The organism is Roseivirga sp. YIW32 (assembly GCF_057219245.1).
In genome coordinates this window covers 1,787,764-1,807,446 of record NZ_JBXVVG010000001.1, presented here as the reverse complement: position 1 = coordinate 1,807,446, position 19,683 = coordinate 1,787,764, and the positions used below count along the sequence as shown (strand labels likewise).

Below are 19,683 nucleotides of genomic sequence, written 5' to 3'. Positions count from 1 at the left end.
TGAGAAAATCTGAGTTATTGGGCTAAACTAAATCGAATTCTTCCTCCAAAGGCTGTTCGAGCATTTAAGAAGCTCGTGGATACTTTTGGATCGTTCACATTTCGATCGAAATAGAGGGTAACGGTCAGGCTTTGGCTCACATTGTAATCTAACGTTGGACTGAGTCTAAATACTCGAATTCCGTCCGTAACGATCGGGTCCTCGTCTATACGTCGTTGCACGGTTTTGCCGTCATTGATGGAAAAGGTCATGTTGAAACGCAACTCATTTGGCAAGCGTTCTTTTCTGCCATTTATGCGAAATGGAATGGCCACACCTGACTTAGCGAAACCAACCGTTAGTTGCATCGACTTTGAGGTACTTTCTGTGACCTGGATATTGTTCAAATTGAGCCCAATATTGCGTTCCCTTGAATAGTTGAAATTCAAGTCCCAATTATTATTGGTGCGCATGTTGACGCCAATTAAGGGAGATAGTGATTCTGTCATCACCACTTGCTGGGTAAGAAACACCGGAACCAAAGCGCCATTTTCGTTGACCTCAGAGGCCAAGCCGGTATCATTCAACGGGTTATTCAAGGTCAGTCCGGTGGTGTACAAGGGAGAATTTACGAAGTTGCTCACACTATATTGACTGGTATAACCATGTTGTATCGTCACACTATTGAACACTTCTTTTACTGCTGCAATATTTCCTAAGCCTCTGTAATTCAGACTCCAGTTCGGGATAGGGAAGGTTGGGAAAGGACTAAATTCAATTGTATTGGGGTCTTCTCCTGTATACGCCGCTCTGAATGCCGGGATCACCACCTCTTGTGAATTGATGTCGTAATTGCCTTCCGGATTTGCGGCGTCCAATCTGGATTTAAGAATGCCTCGGTAACTTTCGAAATTGGTGAATAGGGGGGAGTTGTTCAGTGCGTCGTCTTGTTCAAAAGCTGTTTTGATCATCACCTGACTGACACTGTATGTGCCCGAGCGGTTGGGATTCACACTGATGAACAGATCAGAATCAGCATCTTTTCTGAAGATCTCTTGGTAATTCTCGGTAAAGGTTTTTCTGCCGGTGAGGCTAATCCTAAAATCATTAAAGGGTTCGATCAAGGCATTATAGGAGAATAAGACGCTTTTGTTTTGCTTGAAGGGATTGGTCAAAAATTCACTCGGGGCATACTGGGACCGTGTAGCCAATTGTTGTCGAATGTTGGGGTTTTGACTACCCAGTACGAAGCCAAATCCGGGGTTACTGAAACCCTCGTCCATCCCGAAAAGAAAGACCTGAGGCATATAGCCCGGTAAAACGGTGCCTTCTGTCTGATTATAACTAAAATCCAGTGAGCGAAATGACATCAGGGTCCTAAGGAATCCTTTTAATAAAGGCATGTCTTCGATCGTCTTTTTTCGAGCGGTGGTGTCATTGCTTGGTCTGGCTCGGCTGCGACTTCTGCTTGGTGAATTGATCTTGCTGAGCACGCCGATGTTGTTGTAGAGTTTAACGAGGTCAAACTTGCCGGAAAGGTCTATGGTACGGGCGTTATTGGCCAAATTCCCTAAGGTATCTTGTTGTCCGATAGCGCCAGCTGTCCAATTGTAGCGTGCGGTATAGCTAACATCGGAGTTGATCCAAGCAGTGGCGGGCAGCTTATCAAGAGGAATTGTGTAAGAAGAGGTGATTTGATGGGTGTAGTTTTTGATTCGCCCTAGGCTTTTGATGTTGTTCCAGACAGAGTCTTTTTTGATGTCGGTATTGATGTCTCCGGCAGGTTCGTCAATGATGGCGTTGACACTAGCAGAGTAATCAAGACTCAGCCGTTCTGCTAAATTCCAGTTCAATGCATAGCCCCGATCGAAGGTGAAGGATTTCTCAAAGTAGGGATCTATGCCATCCGTTCCTAAGTCGGCATTTCTCAGTTGTGTTTTCAAGAAACTTCTGTTGACATCTGCACTTAAGATAACCGAGCTAGGGATCGGATTAAAGTTAATGTCTCGAATCAATTGCAACCATTTAGAGTCAAAGATCCCGACATTCTCGAAAGGTTTAATGATAAGTCCTTGTGGCTGGTAGGTATATGTAAAACCACCACGGTAATTCCGGAAATCATAAGAGGCCGTATTGATGTTGCTTCTATTTAGCTCATTGTAGGCATAGGTGAAACTAAAATTCTCTATTTGCCAAGGGTAGAGCGGTTTATCAGGGTTCACTCTTCTCTTTCTTACGTTGGAAAAATTAAAGCTTCGGCGTTTCGATTGATCAATGACCTTTTGGAAATAGGCATCGCGTTCCGATCGCGTGTCGAAGGAATTGAGTACATCATCTAAGGGCAGGTCCGGGTCTAAGGGGTCGAACTGTGGAACTGATCGGGCATTTTCAAAACTCATAAAGGCAGGTATTTCTAAGCCCCAGGATTCAGGGAAGAAACGGTCAAGTGCTAAGCGTGTTGAAATGTCGTATTGGGTTGTTTTTTCTCGGTTTCGATCAGAGATTTTCTCAGCGATTCCCCCATATCCGATAGAAGAGTGACTCACGGTTGCTGTCACATTGCCAAAATCAGCCAATTGAGCATCGAGTCGGGCATTGGCTGCCCAACCTGAGTTGGAGTCAAAGTCTGTTACACGCATTTCATTCGCCCAAATGCAAAAGGATTTCGGTTCTGCATCTGGTGAACTTGGGTTCCGTATACCGATCATGAGTGTTTGTACCGAGCTCATGTCCGGTCGGCCAACAACAGTGACGTTGTAACGACCTACCTGTTGGCTAAAAGGCAGGGTAAGGTTTGCATTTTGTCGGTTACGTTCGGCCTTGACCTCATAGAATGTGTTAAAAGAGATGTCGATCTCATTTTCCTCTGGCCAGATATCTCTTGGCGAGAATTGACCATTGATCCACATCGTTAAGGGGACTTCTACTTCATAGTAATTTTCAGAGAAATCTGTCCCTAATCGCACAAAAGCAGTGACTTCACCGGGTAAGATGTTGTCCGAGCTATTGGCATGGATGAACATTTTGAGTCTACCGTAATTCACCATGTCCATATTGACCGTTTTGAAGACGGCACGCGCATCACGATCCCGCAGGTCTTCCACGCAAAGCTGGAGCGACTGTTCGTTTCTTCTTCTTTCGACTGCGGAGGTGTTATCTCGGTCTCTGATAATTCCCGGTGGAACTGTATAAGGCGGTTGGTCAATGCTTCCTTGACTGTTTTCTTCAATGCTCACAGTGCTGACGGTGAACTGAGGGTCGGAGGGTTCAGGGATCTCAAACAGGCCTTTCTCGAATAAGCTTTCCTGATAGGTTCTCCATTGGCTCCCGACCAAACGCAAATTCACCATGCGCAGCACAACAGGTTCGGCAAAATCGGTCAGTACGGTTCTGATGTATCGGATGGACTTGAATCCATTGATATTGCCCTGAACGCGATCAGGTTTTCTCACCGGAATTCTGAATAAATACCAATCGACTTCATCGCCATTGATTTGATTAGTGACCTTATCGATGATGTTGTTGCTGCCCACTCTTAGCTGCCCGGGTCGTAGCGGGATTTGGTATTCATAATATTCCTCCAGGTCACCAAGGGTATTGTCTCTGTTGAGGTCTTCGTTGTCGGGAAGGTTAGAGTTGGCGGCTGTAAAATTATTGTTGTCCGCTCCATTGATCGGGCTATTGCCCTCCATGCCGTTGAATTTTTTGTACCTGGCCAGGATCTTCGCATCCGCATTATCCAGTGAGTCATTGAGGTAATACAGGAAGTTATCACCGGACGGATCATTCAGGATCTGTTCTCTTACCTCAGGATTGACATTGATGTTATTCAAAAAGTCCGCGAAATAGTTCACCTCATCGGGTGATGCTAATCCGTCAAGGCCAATATCCTGGTTTGCCCGTGCTGCTGCAGAATTATCGAAAGCAGGGTTGAGGTAGGGCTGGCGAGTGATTCGTCCCCATTCGTTTTCCACGACTTTGTCCGGGTCATTGGCTCCATCTGCCGGAAGTCCTTGTTCAAAAGCATGTCGCTCATCTTGTAGTAAGTCCTCCGAAATACTCCCTAAATGCAAATACATCGTTCCTCCCGTGGTATTGGGTTTTGGAGGATTGATGCCGTCATCGATAAAGCCCCGAGGGTTTGAGAGATCGCCAGAACTCACATTGATGAACGGATCCATCACCCAGAATTCTAAGTATTCGATATTGGTTTTATCGAAATCCACCTCGTTAGTGATCGCTCGGGTAATGGCACCGAAATTGTCTTCTGGGTTTTTCAATGAACCATCTGCGTTCAGGTCGGGATTGAAATTGTAGATACCTCTTTCGGCCGGGAAGTAGGCAATATCAAAACTCGGTTCATTGACATTGATCTGCTGGGCATCTCGTTTGATGACCTCTTGCTGGCCAACCGAACGGACATAATGGTTTTCAAGATCTTGTGCAGTAATGTTATCCGGTCGTGCGACCCCTGTTGCCCGATAAAACACATTGTCGATGGTATACCAGGCCATTCGGGCTCTTTTGTAATTTACACCCAGTCGATTACCTGCGATGTTGCTCATGTCAAAGCGGTTATTGTCGGTTTTTGGCGTTGATCCATGCTTCCAGTTTTGCGCGTTGCTCAAACTGAAAGGGGTGGAGGTGGCTTCAAAATCGTCAATGTAGGAGGTGCCTTCTCCTAGCACTTCGTTGGTTGTTCCCGGAATCAGCTGAGCAAACTCACCTCTAAAGGTGACACGTGAAGGCGCTTTGGTGTCGATGAAAGGAAGGGCATCCACCATTCGGGTAAGGAAACGAGATTCTTCGCTGTAATTAACATCTAGTCCCCAGACCGTGTTACTCACGGGTTCATTGCCAATCGCGACGCGCGTGAGCTGAGGCCTTTCGTTCAAATGGAGTAGTGTGAAACCAAAATTTGTGCGGTCGTTGTAAACATAGTCGAGCCGGGTACCCAGCAGGTTACGTGCCTGAAAATTGAAGAGATCAGCTTTTTCATAGGTCACCTTGATCTTTTTGCCAGAGTTCAAGATGGATGGGTTGATGATCAACACACGGCCAAGGTTGTAATCTACCGTGTAGTCGACACCATCTGTTAAGGGTGTTCCTCCGGCCGTCACCACAACGGAGCCTTCGGCTACTTGAAAGGCATTTAGGTTGATCTCACTGGTCGAGCCCGATTGGAGGCTTCCTTTGATGAAAAATTTGTTGAGCCGTGAGATGAGTTGCGCATCTGCGCGAGTGGTTCTGTAGAGGGTGTCGAAGACGTATTTGTCTTTGAGAAATTGTTCACTGTCTAAAAATTGCTTTTCCAATTGATCACCAAAGGGTTCTAAAAAGGGGAAGATCATATAGCCCCTTTCTGGGTTGATGGTCACTCCTTCGACATAATCAAAATTCGCATCCTTCTGTGGGTCGCCGTTTTGATTGAGCCGGTCAAGCCCCATGAGTTCGATCAGTGGAATGTCTTTGGTATTCGTTCCTTCGTGTAAGCTTGGGTTATCGATTCCAGTGTTGTCATCTCGGTAGATCACTCTGAGTTGAAAACTTTGTCTGTCGATCTGCGCTGCATTGAAGTTGTAGATGTTCTTCATCATCAGGTCCCAGGTGGGTACCTGTGTATTGATCTTGCTCGGCCGCAGCATTTTCAGGAAGATGATGTCTTGTTCCGAACGGTTTTGATAGTCCTCCGACATTTCACCAACCTTGTAATTTCTGCCTTGGTAGTTGTATTCGAAGGAGACACCCAAAACTTCGTCGTTTTGCAATTGCCGACTTAAAGAGATGAACCCGAGTTCCCGGTTGAAGTAGTACTCCGAGGGGTCGAGTTTTCTGGCACCTGTTACCTTTTCAAAGTCTTGGCTGCGTTGCAAGCCGTATTGGCTTTCAAGTGTGGAGGAAATCAGGTCTGGTTCTCTTAAATCCGGATCGGCAAGCATGTTGGCAAAGAGTTGATTGGCGCCGTTGGAGGTTGGGGCTCCCGCTGTGCCGGATCCGACAAATGGATTATTCTCCTGAAAGATGACATCTCCTTCTCCGAGATCCATCATGGCGACAAAGTTTCGGAGTGTTTGCGTATTGTTGTTTCTATTGAGGACGTAAACTTCTACACGGCTAATTTGCACGCCTGAAATGATGGATGGGATACTTCTCAACCAATTTTCGTAATTGTCTCTAAAAAAATGACCGAGAAAGAAATGCCGGTTTTCATCGTAGTCGGAAGCCCTGATCTCAAACTCATTGCGTTGTACACCCCCTTCAATCTCGATGCTTTCTGTACTGCCTCGTTGTGATGCTGCCAGGGCCGTCACATAAAGTCGGCCAAATTGCATTTGCGTTTTAAAACCGAAGAGGTTCTGCGCCCCAACGATCAAGCTATTGTCTATCGGTAAACTTACGTTACCCACCTCTAGCGATTTGATGATGTCAGACTCTAGACCGGCAAATTCTACTTTGAGGGTATTCTCAAAATCAAAAGAGTTGTTGTTGTTAAAGTTGGCTGTCAAGCGAAGTTTAGAACCTATGTTTCCTTGCAGGTTCATCTGAATGTTTTGATCAAACTCAAAGGTGCCTGTTCGTTGCTGTCTGACTGGAATGGCCGGATTATCAACCCGCTGGTGGCGATAGCCAAAATCTAACTGCACAAAGCCATTGGTATTGATCAAGATCTGATCACCACCGAATAAGCGATCGAAAAAGGGATTCAATGCAATAGGAGGAATGAGCTGTCCTCTGTTGCTTACTGCACTTTCTCCATCTTGGGCCTTCGCTTTTTGTTCAAAAAAGGCTCTATTTCCTTCTTGGAGCCGTTTTTCTAAGGCCTCTTCAAAAGACAGTCGCACAGGTGGTTTGAGCATGCTACCACCTACATTCTCTTCGAAGACAAAGTTCTTACCTGTGTCCAAGGCGGCATCCTTTTGAAGGAAACTAAGGTTATTGAACCACAGGGGTGAGCGCAAGGGCTTTCCTGTTAATGGATCTCCAGGTCTAAATTTTCTATTAAAATTCGGGTAAGGGGATGGGGTATATTTGACCGTGTCCGACTTGGTTTGTGTCGTATCCTGGGTAGACTGAAATCCATGCGCGTCAAAGGCCATGGTTGTCAGTACTACGCATATCAGGTTGAAGAGTAATATGTAGTAGTTCCGAGTGGTCAAAAATTCCCCTTATGCAGCTTTAAGCGCAAATTTGATCAGATCTTCAAGGCTTAAATCAGTGCCTTTATCTTTTAAGATCTTTTCAATACTCTTTTGAGCAGCACTTTTATTGATGCCTAGAGTAACTAACGCCTGAAGGGCCTCGTTTCTTATGGCTGAAGCAGAAGATATTGGAATATTTATGGTGTCTGATGAACTGCTTGTTTTACCCACCTTATCTTTCAACTCTAAAATGATGCGCTGTGCAGTTTTTGCCCCGATTCCTTTGACTCCCTGAATGACACGGACATCTTCTGTGATGATGGCATTCATGGCTTCTTCCGGACCTAAGGAACTCAAGACCATGAGGCCTGTTGAGGGACCCACACCTGAGATGGAGATCAATTGAAGAAAGAGTTCTTTTTCTTGAGGTTCCGAAAAACCAAACAGTGTATGGCTATCTTCTTTTACTTGTAAGAACGTATGGAGGTGAATATTTTCTTGGTCCTTGATCTGGCCATAGGTGTTAAGTGAAATTTTTACCTCGTACCCAACGCCATTGATGTCAATAATAACGAACGTAGGGTCCTTGTAGGTTAATTTACCTTTTAGGTAAGCGAACATAGTCTTGGTGATTTAAAATAAGGCAAGGTAGTCTTGCCGTTTAAAAGTAGTAATATTCGCGGTTCTTGTTACCGAAAAGAAGAAATTCTTAGCTCGCCTGGAAAGTCGACAACAAGGCTTCCATTTCCCTGATGAGTTCTCTATGGTCTTCGCTAGGATGAATAACAAACCCTTCAATGTAGTATAACCTGTTGGTTGCTTCATCCACAAAGGTGTAGCTGATAAAAGTGCCTCCGACGGAAAGGTTATTGGTTTTCCAAACACCGCGTGTTTCCACAGCAAAGCGCCCTTTGAAATCTACGTTCTCCTGAACAGGTTGCACATAAACTTCTTCTGTGGTCATGTAGGATTCTTTGTTTTCAGGATCACCGTAGACGTATTTTTTCCCTACTTCATTCCTGAGTTTGATCACATTTTCGTGTGTGAATTCACTTTGGTCTTCATAGGTTTTGTAGTAAACCATTAAATTTTTCGAAGGACCGACTGGAGGCAATGTGCGTACCCACATGAAATCATCGTCGATTCTTGCCATTTCGTAACCAGCAGGTATTTTGATGCTGACATCGAGTGCCTTCTTGACCTCTGCCAGCAGTCCTCGCGATTCGGTCGACATCCTCAATTCTTTTGCTAGGCGTTTCTTTTCTGCGATGTTGAAAAAGTTCTGAATGAGCTGCTTGTTCTCGGTGAGGTTCTTGATCAGGGTGGCATCATCCTTCCCGAAAAGTTGCAGTACATTTTGCCCTTTGGCGTATTGATTGGTAGAGGTTTGCATAAAACGTGATGGATCTTCATAGATCATTTTTCGTGAAGACTCCCCATAAATGTCTTTTAGCCATTGATCAGCAGCGGAATTACCCTCGAAGGAGGTCACGTAGACCAGGTTTCTTGCGATTTTAAATATGCGATTAAACTCAAACGGCTCCACGACTCGAATGGTGAACAAGGGTTCTCTGCGAATGAGTCCATCGGTATATTCCTCAAATACTTCTCGAATGGCATCGCCTAAGGCGCCATCGTATTTCTTCTTATTCATGATGATCACGATCTCACCAGGATCGCCGCTGGCATCGGGTAATGCGGCAGCACTGGTCGATATCCGTTCCTTACCAGTTCCCTCTAACTCTTGCTTTTCGGATTGGCAGCTGAAAATGAGGGCGGATGTGAATAGAAGTAGGAATAATTTTTTCATGTTGATGCAATTTCCAATGAATGAAAGGATTTCTGAGAATAGAAACAAGAAATAACGACTAAAAGTTTAGTTGTTCTATGTTTTTACCCAACACGTAGTTTCATGCCCGGTTTTAGGCTATTGGATGTCAGGTTATTCAAGGATTTGAGTTTTTGAATACTTAATCCCTTGTACATTCTGGAGATATCCCATAAGGTGTCCCCAGGCTGAACCACATGCACCTTAGATGCGGGAATGGGTTGGTCTTTTGGACTCGCTTTTGCGATGGTACGGTCAGCGATGAAGTCTGGCCCTGTGTAAATGGTCAGTCGTTGACCGACTCGGATCATCGACCCTCGAATGCCATTCCATGCGCGGATATCACTTACTTTAACACCATAGCGAAGGGCAATACTTCCTAAGACATCGCCGCTTCTTACGCGATAGGTGTTCTTTTCTTTCCCAAAGGTGCTGCCTGGCATACCGCTAGCCATTTTTTCAAATTCTGTTTTACCTTCAGCTGCTTGGGCAAGAATCTGCTCACTGTTGCTGTAGAACTGGTTTGCCCTGTTCTTAGGAATGCGGAGTTTAAAGCCCTTGATGTGCTCGGGCACAGCGTCTTTTTTGATGGCGGGGTTCAATGCACGCAATTCATCCAGATCGAAACCTCCTGACTCAGCAAAGCTCTTCAGATAGACGAATTGATCGATGGTGATCTCTTCAATATCTGTTGGGTAGAGTTCTTCATCGATGAAGATGTTGTGCTCATCTGCAAATTCCATGGCATAAACCATTGCGGCAAACTGAGGAACATAGGAGCGCGTTTCGCGCGGTAAGTAACGATAGACTTCCCAAAAATCATTTTTGTAGCCTGCCCTTCGGATGGCTCGTTTGACATTTCCTATGCCTGAATTGTAAGCGGCTAAGGTCAATTTCCAATCGTCAAAAATTCCATACAACCAGCTGATGTACTTGCAGGCGGCTTCAGTAGCCTTTTCGGGGTCCATTCGTTCATCAATGTACCAGTCAATGGTGAGTCCTTGCTCTTTACCGGTGGGAGCCATAAACTGCCACAAGCCTACAGCTCGAGGGCCTGAAACGGCTTTCGGATTTAAGCCGGATTCAATAATGGGCAAGTATTTGAGCTCCTCGGGGAGGCCATATGCTTTGAGGTATTTCTCAAAAATAGGAAAATAGACCGCTTTTCGACGGAGCATTTCTCGGGTATAGCCACGATCTCGGACCGTAAAATAATTGACAAAGGCGTCAACGCTGCTATTGAATTGGATGTCGATTTCTAGTTCTAGACTATTGTAGCGTTTTTCAATGGTTTCATAATCGAAATCGGGTGCATAGTCATACAACTCATACAATGGCTGTATTTCTTGGCTAGAGAGGCCTAGTGATGTGCAAAGCAATATGAGGCAAATCCATTTACGCAATGTAATCGTCTATCAATGTCCTTAGGTAATTCGAAAATGCAAAAATTTTATCTTCTCTGAAAGTGTTGGCCATGATCTGAAGGCCAATGGGCATTTCTTTTTCATCTTTTCCCAGAGGGATGGAGATGGCTGGAACACCCGCTACAGATGCTTGAACGGTAAAAACATCGGCCATGTACATTTCCAATGGATTTTTTTGGTGTGAACCCAAAGCAAAGGCGGTAGTTGGCGCTGTAGGGGTAAGGAGTACATCATAATCCGTCAAACATTGCTCCGTTTCTTCCTTGATCAGCCGTCTCAGTTGCTGCGCTTTTTTGAAATAGGCATCGTGATATTCTGCGGAAAGCACATAAGTGCCTAGCATGATCCTTCGGCGTACTTCCGGCCCAAATCCCTCCGTTCGAGAATTTTTGTAAAGGCTTTCCATGTCAGCTGCGTTGGCGCTGCGTCGCCCATAGTGAACGCCATCATAGCGGCTTAGATTCGTGCTCGCCTCAGCCATCGTCAAAATGTAATAGGTGGGCAGTAAGTATTTTTCATGTGGAAAGTTGACGGCTTCCACTTGATGTCCTTTTTGAACCAGAGCATCGAGTAACTGACTGAATTTTTTCTGGACCGGCTCTTCTATTCCATCACCCTTGAGCGCATTGGCCAAATACGCAATCTTATAGGTTTCAGAGCTCTCTAGGTCAATGTTGATTTGGGTGCTTTGTGCACTGGTCGCATCTTTAGGATCTTGCCCGGAAATCGTATTCAGAATGCGCAGGGCATCTTGTGAATGATGGGTCAAGACACCGATCGTATCGAAGCTTGAGGCATAGGCCAAAAGTCCCCAGCGCGACACCCTTGAATAGGTCGGTTTGATGCCCACAACACCACAAAAAGAGGCGGGTTGACGCACCGAACCCCCCGTGTCGGTTCCTAAGGAAGCAAGGCATAAACCAGCCTGTACGGCGACGGCTGAACCTCCTGAAGAGCCTCCCGGCACGCGTTCCTGCGCTGCTGCATTTCGAGTAGGTCCGTAGTAAGAGTTTTCGGTAGAAGAACCCATGCCAAATTCGTCACAATTTTGTCGGCCAATGCAAATGGCATCTTCCGCCAAAAGCTGTTGGACAGCCGTTGCCGTAATCGGCGATTCATAGCCTTCCAGTATCTTACTGGCAGCACCGACAGCATGCCCTTGGTAACAGAGGAGGTCTTTAATGCCAAAAACTAAGCCGGCAAGGGAGCCGGCTCTATTTTCCTTAATTTTTTGGTCTATTCGTGAGGCTTGAAGTAGTGCCTCTTCATCGAACACCTCAATAAAGGCATTGAGGTGGTGGTTTTCCTTGATCTTGCTCAGGTAATGTTCAACAAGCTGAACGCAACTCATGGTGTTGTTGCGGAGGTCTTGCTGAATGTCATCGAGTTGACGATATGCTGTCAAGTCTTATTTTGTTTCTTTCTCGATCTCTTTTGAGGCGTCATCTACCTCTTTTTTGATTTCTTTGGTCGCATCTTTGAACTCTCTGATGCCTTTTCCAAGACCTCTTGCCAAATCAGGGATACGCTTCGCACCAAAAAACAACAACACCACCAAAATGATTATGATCCATTCTGGTCCTCCTGGTAGTCCTAAAGCTAATATTACTTCCATAGTTCTGTAATTAGAATTCAAAGATAGACAAAATCTTATAGTCTATGCATGAATTTGTATTGACTGTTTCAATTGAAACGAAACTCGTCACGTTTCGTTCAGTTGATCTTACTTTGTAGCCAGTATTCGGGGTTGACAGTGGCTTTTTGATTATTGATCCTGAATTTTACTTCCGATACGTTATCTGCTCCTGTAAGCACTTGTCCCAATCGCTGCCCTTCGACAATGGTATCTCCTTTTTTGACGATCACGGCCTTTAGTTTTGAGTAAGCGGTAAAGAATTCACCATGTTGAATCAAGACCGTTATGCCTTGGCCGGGTATGGATTGTACACCCGCAACTTTTCCATTGAATACGGCTTTGACAAAGGCATCTTTTGGCGTTTGAATATCAATGCCTTTGTTGTTCATGGTCACACGTTGTAAGGTGGGATGCTTGTGTTTTCCATACTTTGAAGAAACAAAGCCTTCTTCAACAGGCCATCGTAATCTGCCTTTGGCTCCTTCAAAGGCTGCTGTGATCTCGGTCATATCAGCAGAGCCGAGCAATGCTGCTCTTCGCTCGGCTTCAATGATGGATTCTATGGTATTGGTCAATTCTTTTTCGGATGCGAGTTGCTTCTTTAGCTCGGCGCGAATGCGAGATTCTTCTTGCTCTAATTGTCTTACAAGGCTTCTTTGTCGAGCCCTTAGGTTTTGTAACTCAGTACTTTCTTGGAGCTCATCATTCAGGAGCGCTTGTTTTTCACTCTTTTGCTCCTCTACTTCAGCGATTTGTTCGTTCAGGCTTACTTGCACCAATTCGATTTGTATGGCTTGTTTCTTACGCATTTTGGCGTATTGCTCCATGTATTTGAATCGCATGAAGAGTTCGTTAAATGTATTGGCAGCAAAAAGAAAGGTGAGTTCATTGAAGCCGGCAGCGGTTTTCTGTGTGGTATATACCATTTCAGCGTATTCCTCCTTCATGGCTTCCAGATCTCGGGCTAACTGCGCAATAAATTCTTGATCTTCTTCAATGCGCTGATTCAAAAGATCGACTTCTTCGTTGATGGCATTGATCAGTCGGCTTCTGGAACTGATCTGGTTATTCAGCGCCTTGAGCCGTCCTAATGAGGAAATCCGTTTTTCCTCCGTCTGATCGAGGATGACCTGATTCTGTTGAATTTTTTCAAGGATCGCCTTTTTCTGAGCTTCCAATTTTGCTCTGTCGGTTTGTCCCACCATCCCCAAGGACATGAAAAGACCGAGCAAGATGATACCGCTAGTTACGATGGTAGTGTGCCGGAATGGAAAACGGGAATTGCAGTGGTCCTTCTTCAATTTGTACTCTATTATGTTCCAAGTCAACCGTGGCTTGTTCCTTTTTACCTTCAAGGAAGTAAGTTAATATCATCATGGCCTTGTTTGCAAAGGCTTTCTCATCTAACGGTTTAAATTCGTTGTAGCGTATTTCTAGGGTATTGTCATTTTCCATGGTACGCGCACGGAGGTTCTTTAGCCTACCGGTTTTTAGATCGATGCGGTTATTGATCGTCAAGGGGCCTTCCTGCTGTGCGATCAGCATGTCATTATTCATCTTTGTCACCACATCCATTCGTTTGCGCTCAAACGGTAGGTCTCCGATCAAGACAGACTGAAAGAGGTTGTAGGAAAAGTTGAAGTCAAATTTTTTACTCAGGGCTTCAAAGCTGAAGAAATAGGCTTCTTTGTTCACGCGGTCCATCAAGATGAGCGAATCTTGAGTAATGATGCCCCTTGCAGCTTCTATACCCACTCCAGGAGTCAATGAAAACCAAATGATGCTATCGCGTTTAATGCGTATGCGCGCAGTAGCCTTTGTTTTATCCTCTCCGTTTTTGTATTTGAATTTGGTACGAGTGGTCATGTAGTCAAAATCCAAAGTGGTCACCACTACTTCGTCTCGCTCAGCGAAACTGAAGCCCAAGAATTTCTTACTGCAGCTTTGGACGGCAAGTGAGACGATGAGCAGCATCAGTAGCGTGCTCGTCTTAGTTGATGGATTTCTTCTCAATTTTTTCCTGTAGTTCTTTTGAAAAACCGACCAAAGTTAGGGCTTTCTCCCATTGGCGCAATGCGCCCTCCACATCTCCTAACGCAAATAAAATATCTCCATAGCCTTCGATGGTTTGTGCATTGACAAGACTCGGCGTCTCTTTGAAGGCATTTTCGTAGACACGTCTAGCATTTTTCAAATCGTTTTGGGCTACGTAGGCGTTGGCAGTGGCAATGGTCCATTCTGTACTTCGGCTAAGTCCATCCGAGAAGCCCTTGATCAATTCAATTGCGGCTTTTGGGTTGACCTTTGTCAACCAAATCGCATAGGCATAGATCGCTCGTTCGTCCACTTCTTCTGTATTGAGGGCTTGATTAAAAAGCGCATCGGCTTCTTCGTTCTTGTTTTGCGCTGTCAGTATTTTGGCTTTTTCAGCCAATAGCAGGCTTTTCAACAGCGGGTTTCTTCCGCCCATCCGTAGTCCTTGATCGGTCATGCCCAGGGCTTCTTCCAAATCCTCTAAACCCCGATAAGCTTCTGCATAATAATAGAACAGCAGGGCTTGATTTGGGTAAAGATCGAGGAGGTATTCCACATCCTCAAGGAGCTCTTTCCATTGGGTTTGTGCCACTTCGTAGTCGAATACCCGGAGCCAAGCGTCAAAATTAGTTGGATTCAATTGAGCAGAGGACTTGTAGGCTGCGATGGCTTTGGCATAAAAGGTTGCTCTTGCTTCCCCTTGTGACTGATTTGCCAAAATGTTATACACGTACCCTCCATTCTCATACACCAAGGGGTTTTCAGGATTGGAAGCGACAAGTGTTTGTTGCAGGCTATCGATCTGGTCGGCATTTCCCTGATTGGTTTCTAGCAAATAACCCATGGCAAGTAATTTCGATTCCAGATCGGCTTCTTCATCCTCAAAGGTTTGCAACACAAGGGATTCTATTTGTTCCAATTCTTTTTCTTGACTCAGTAGGTCAAGCAGTAGCAATCTGGCTTTATAGTCAATCTCCGCTTGACGCTGTAATAGGCTTACTGCCTCTGCGCGTGATCCGTTCTTGGTCAACTCCTGCACATAAGCGCTTAGTATCGTAGGATCTTCTGGGAATTTTGCATACCCTTCGGCCAAGGTTGAAATGCTAGCGCTCTTCATTTTTAAGGCAATTTCCAGTTCTGCCTTTTTGAGGTAGAGCTCTGGATAGTTTGGATAGTAGATCAACAGGCGAGGCATCAAGGCCAGTGCTGCGTCATACTCTTGGGCCTCAGTGAAGGTGTCGACGATTTCTTCACCGTATAATTCCCAACCCTGTACTTGGCTGATCATCAGGTGATACATGTCTGCTGACTGACTGATTTCATTTTGTGCTTTATGAATCTGGGTAGCCAGTAAATAATAGTACTTGTTCTCTTTTTGAAGCTCAATAGCCTGTTCTGTTGCAGCTAAGGCTTCTTTGAATTTTTCTTGTGCGACAAGGATTTCGGCTTTTTTGAAAAGGGCCGCGTGATTTTTTTTATCGAGTTCAAGAGCCTTATCTAAGTGAACCAATGCTTGGTCGTAATCTTCGAGGAAAACGAATTTGCTTGCTTCTATGAGAAAATAGGCCGAGTTGGTTTTTTCGTAAGCCGTTGCTTCTTTTTCGCCATTGATCTGAGCTTCCACAGGATCTTGCCCAACAAGGTCGAAGCCAATGAAGAGACAAATGATGCAGAAGATGTTAATGAGCAAGCGCATAGAATTACCAATAGAACGAATCAGGGTGCCACAAGTTTATACTTCTTCGGTTTTGTACTTGAGCTTTTTTGACTCAAACCAGAAAACCACTGCCGCATACATTAAGGTGATCAGCAGACTGCTGCCATAGTTAATCAAGTTATTTTCAATTTCAAATTGTGAGGTTACGAGAATGAGCGAAGCCGCAATGAATAGGTGGATGAGCAAAGGAGAAAACTTGTAAGGAATAGGAAAATGCCGCTTTCCTGTAGCATAGCACAATAAGCACATGATGAAATAACAAGCAAGGGAAGTAAGTGCACTCCCCAAAAAGCCGAGAATAGGAATAAGGAGCACATTCCCTATGAGGGTGATCAAGGCACCGGCGCTGGCAAAATATGAGCCATAAATCGTCTTGTCTTTCAGTTTGAACCAAACGCTGAGGTTGACATAAACACCATAAAATAGCTTAGCAAGCAACAGTACAGGAAGCACATAGAGTGCCTCTTTAAAGCTGTCACTTTGAATGAAGACATCACTGATCAGTGGTGTATTGAGTGAAACAGCTACTAGGATCACCACATTAAAGACCACGAAGTAATGCATGATTTTTGCGAACAAGGCAGGTGCTTCCTTATTGTCGGCATGATTAAAAAAGAACGGCTCTGCCGCATAGCGAAAAGCTTGAATCCCGAGCATCATAATGACACTCAATTTGACGGTGCTACTGAACACACCTAAGGCACCAGTTGCAGACAATCCATCGCTTTCAGGATAAACATGCTCAAAGAGCACAGTATAGCCTTGTTCATTGAACATGCCGGCCAATCCCATAAAAAATAGAGGGAATGCATAGACTAGCATGGGTTTGAAAATCGACCATTCAATACGCAAACGAAGTTGTCGGATCTCACGCCAAAGAAGGGGTAAGTAACACAAATTAGCTGCTAGGTTGGCAAAGAAGATGTAACCAATGAGGTCGTTTGCTTGATAAAGAAGCGCTACCCAAGACTGCATGGAAGTCAAGTACTTGCCGGCCATGATATCAGGAAAGATCACCAACAGCACCAGGTTCAAGCAAATCGTAATACTAACTACCGTTGTCTTGATCAAGGTAAAGCGCAACGCTTTTTCTTCCAAACGTAGCTTGGCAAAAGGAATGGCAATGGCTGCATCAATGAATAGTATGGCTGCGAGGTAATGGACATATTTTGGTTCGACGTTACTGCCCAAATAGGAAGCAAGACCATCGGCATTGAACCAGATGATAGAGGAGAGCAATAGGGCAACTAGCAGAATGGCGGAAGCGGCACTTTGGTAGACCTTGAGGCTTTCAAGTTTTCTGGAAAAGCGAAAGAAAGCCGTTTCCATGCCAAATGTGTAAATGATGAGGAGTAAGGCCATATAGCCGTACACCTCCGTTGCGGCACCATATTCTTCTCTTTCCAACCGGGCTGTCCAGATGGGTAGCAATAAAAAATTGAGTACCCGGGCCAAAATACTACTGATGCCGTAGTAGGCCGTTTGCCCGGCAAGCTTCTTAATTTGCGTCATATAGAAAGGGCCGTTTAGGCTCCTTTGAATTCAGGTTTGCGCTTTTCCATGAAAGCACTGGTGCCTTCCTTAAAGTCTTCTGTTTTGGCACAAGCGGCAAAACCGTTGGCCTCGGTTTGGTATCCATTTTCGGTTTCGCTGATCGCTGCATTCACACAGTCGATCACAAGACCAACGGCTACGGGTGCTTTCTGGATAATTTTCCCAAGCATCTCCTCACATTTCAAACGCGCTTCTTCTTGATTTTCGCATACATGATTTACTAAACCCAACGCTTTGGCTTCATCTGCTTTGATCATATCTCCTGTCATGCACAACTCAAAGGCTTTCCCTTTTCCAACCAGTTGGGTGAGTCGTTGCGTACCGCCATAGCCTGGAATTACGCCTAGGTTCACTTCAGGCTGACCAAACTTCGCGTTTGCCGTAGAGACTCTCATGTGGCAAGCCATGGCCAACTCACAACCGCCACCAAGAGCAAATCCATTGACCAAGGCAATTACCGGTTTATGACAATTTTCAATGGAGGCAAAAACCTCTTGTCCATTCTCCGCAAATCGCCTGGCATTCATTTCGTTGAGCTCCGCGATCTCGCTGATGTCTGCACCAGCGACAAAGGCTTTTTCTCCAGCACCCGTCAAGATAACCGCTTTGATCTCGTCCTCATCGTAGACCCTTTCAAATGCCAAGTTGATTTCCTCGATGGTTTTCAAATTGAGCGCATTGAGTTTGTCTGGGCGATTGATGGTGATCGTGGCGATTCCATTCTCTACTTCGAACTTCAGGTTTTCGTACATGGCCTTTTCAGCTTTGAGTCGACTCAAAGATAACAGTAGCCCGCGAAACTCAAAAAGGGCTTTTTCGATCTCTTGCCTTTGCCCTTACCGATTAAGTACAATAGAGTTTCTATTTAAGGGATTCTCAGTTACATTTGCGCCAAAATCAAGCATAAGAAGGATGGAACAAAGAATTACAGTAGCTCACGGTGATGGAATAGGACCTGAGATCATGGATGCCACCTTGCGTATCATGGATGCCGCAGAAGTTAAGTTGGCCTATGACACCATTGACATTGGTGAAAAAGTCTACAAAGCCGGTCATAAGTCAGGCATCAGTCCTGAATCTTGGGAAACCCTCAGGAAGAACAAGATCTTGTTAAAAGCACCAATCACCACCCCACAGGGTGGAGGCTACAAAAGCTTAAATGTCACCATCAGAAAATCACTAGGTCTTTATTCTAACGTAAGGCCATTTCGTTCTTACCCTCCCTATGTTCCGTCGTTCTTCCCTCAGATGGATCTTGTGATCGTCAGAGAAAACGAAGAAGACCTATATGCGGGTATTGAGCACCAGCAAACCTCCGAAGTGGTGCAAACGCTAAAACTTATCTCTGAGCCAGGTTCTGAAAAGATCATCCGATATGCTTTCGAATATGCGAAAGCCTATGGTCGCAAAAAGGTGACCTGCATGACCAAGGACAACATCATGAAGCATACCGATGGGCTTTTCCATCGCGTGTTCGATAAGATCTCTAAGGAATACCCAGACATCGCTGCAGATCATTGGATCATTGACATCGGATCAGCTGTGGTGGCTTCTAGACCTGAAACCTTAGATGTTGTGGTTACACTCAATCTATATGGTGATGTGATCTCAGATATCGCGGCTGAAGTAGCGGGTTCTGTGGGCATGGCCGGCTCTGCAAATATCGGCATGGAGCATGCCATGTTCGAGGCTATTCATGGTTCTGCACCGGATATTGCCGGTCAAAATATTGCCAATCCGTCCGGATTGCTGAATGGTGCCACCATGATGCTGGTGCAATTAGGCATGGCCGACAAAGCAGAGTTGATTCAAAACGCATGGTTACGCACCTTGGAAGATGGTATCCACACTGGCGACATTTATACGGCTCAGCACAGTAAACAACGTGTAGGTACCAAAGAGTTTGCTGATGCCATCATCGATCGTTTGGGGCAAAAACCAGATAAACTGAAAGCGGTGAGATACAACGATAACGTCAAGATCAGTGTGAATGTTGAGGAAAAGCCTGCAATGAAAAAAGAGCTGAAAGGAGTGGATGTTTTCATTGATTGGAGAGAGTCAGGAAGAGATGCGGATGTCATCGGAGACCGTTTGTTGAATGACGCCTCTACTGATAAGCTCAAATTGAAGCTTATCTCGAATAGGGGAGTTTTAGTGTACCCGAATGGTATGCCCGAAACATTCAAAACAGACCACTGGAGATGTCGATTTGTTCACCCAGAAGGAGAGACCTTAAAGAACGATCATGTGATTGAGTTGCTCCAAAGCGTACAAGCTGCCGGTTTTGACTTTATCAAAACAGAGCATTTGTACTTCTTTGACGGGGAAAGAGGATATTCCTTGAGTCAAGGAGAGTAAAAAAAGAATAGCAA

The 19,683-nt window shown here is 45.1% G+C and carries 12 protein-coding genes; 1 reads left to right on the top strand and 11 read right to left on the bottom strand.

All coding sequences use genetic code 11. The features are described 5' to 3' along the window. Positions 1–14: 14 nt before the first annotated feature. The 11 genes from sov to AC2D6U_RS08605 form a co-directional block, all read right to left on the bottom strand. Positions 15–7,076 carry a T9SS outer membrane translocon Sov/SprA gene (sov, locus tag AC2D6U_RS08655; protein WP_484720558.1) on the bottom strand — a complete coding sequence of 2,354 codons (7,062 nt, stop codon included), beginning with the start codon at positions 7,074–7,076 and terminating at the stop codon, positions 15–17. A gap of 69 nt (positions 7,077–7,145) precedes the next feature. Next, complete coding sequence (gene ruvA / locus AC2D6U_RS08650) at positions 7,146–7,739, bottom strand: Holliday junction branch migration protein RuvA (RefSeq protein WP_484720557.1); 594 nt, start codon at positions 7,737–7,739, stop codon at positions 7,146–7,148. Positions 7,740–7,827: 88 nt separating this feature from the next. Then, positions 7,828–8,928, bottom strand: coding sequence for a DUF4837 family protein (locus AC2D6U_RS08645; protein ID WP_484720556.1), 1,101 nt, complete (start codon positions 8,926–8,928; stop codon positions 7,828–7,830). Between the two features lie 83 nt (positions 8,929–9,011). Further along, complete coding sequence (locus AC2D6U_RS08640) at positions 9,012–10,280, bottom strand: lytic transglycosylase domain-containing protein (RefSeq protein ID WP_484720555.1); 1,269 nt, start codon at positions 10,278–10,280, stop codon at positions 9,012–9,014. A 61-nt stretch (positions 10,281–10,341) separates the two neighbouring features. Next, positions 10,342–11,775 (bottom strand): Asp-tRNA(Asn)/Glu-tRNA(Gln) amidotransferase subunit GatA, encoded by a 1,434-nt coding sequence (gatA, locus tag AC2D6U_RS08635; protein WP_484720554.1) that lies wholly within the window; start codon positions 11,773–11,775, stop codon positions 10,342–10,344. Between the two features lie 3 nt (positions 11,776–11,778). Then, positions 11,779–11,985: a twin-arginine translocase TatA/TatE family subunit gene (gene tatA / locus AC2D6U_RS08630; protein WP_484720553.1), complete on the bottom strand. Its 207-nt coding sequence runs from the start codon at positions 11,983–11,985 to the stop codon at positions 11,779–11,781. A gap of 98 nt (positions 11,986–12,083) precedes the next feature. Continuing rightward, positions 12,084–13,238: a murein hydrolase activator EnvC family protein gene (locus AC2D6U_RS08625; RefSeq protein WP_484720552.1), complete on the bottom strand. Its 1,155-nt coding sequence runs from the start codon at positions 13,236–13,238 to the stop codon at positions 12,084–12,086. Positions 13,239–13,248: 10 nt separating this feature from the next. After that, positions 13,249–13,980 carry a lipoprotein insertase outer membrane protein LolB1 gene (gene lolB1 / locus AC2D6U_RS08620; RefSeq protein WP_484720551.1) on the bottom strand — a complete coding sequence of 244 codons (732 nt, stop codon included), beginning with the start codon at positions 13,978–13,980 and terminating at the stop codon, positions 13,249–13,251. Between the two features lie 16 nt (positions 13,981–13,996). After that, positions 13,997–15,736, bottom strand: a complete 1,740-nt coding sequence (locus AC2D6U_RS08615) for a tetratricopeptide repeat protein (protein WP_484720550.1) — start codon at positions 15,734–15,736, stop codon at positions 13,997–13,999. A gap of 36 nt (positions 15,737–15,772) precedes the next feature. After that, the gene (locus tag AC2D6U_RS08610; protein ID WP_484720549.1) at positions 15,773–17,269 is read right to left on the bottom strand and encodes a lipopolysaccharide biosynthesis protein; all 1,497 of its coding nucleotides are present in this window, start codon (positions 17,267–17,269) and stop codon (positions 15,773–15,775) included. Between the two features lie 14 nt (positions 17,270–17,283). Continuing rightward, complete coding sequence (locus AC2D6U_RS08605; RefSeq protein WP_484720591.1) at positions 17,284–18,063, bottom strand: enoyl-CoA hydratase/isomerase family protein; 780 nt, start codon at positions 18,061–18,063, stop codon at positions 17,284–17,286. Positions 18,064–18,223: 160 nt separating this feature from the next. Here AC2D6U_RS08605 and AC2D6U_RS08600 point away from each other — a divergent pair, with 160 nt between their 5' ends. After that, the gene (locus tag AC2D6U_RS08600; RefSeq protein ID WP_484720548.1) at positions 18,224–19,669 is read left to right on the top strand and encodes an NADP-dependent isocitrate dehydrogenase; all 1,446 of its coding nucleotides are present in this window, start codon (positions 18,224–18,226) and stop codon (positions 19,667–19,669) included. Positions 19,670–19,683: the final 14 nt, after the last annotated feature.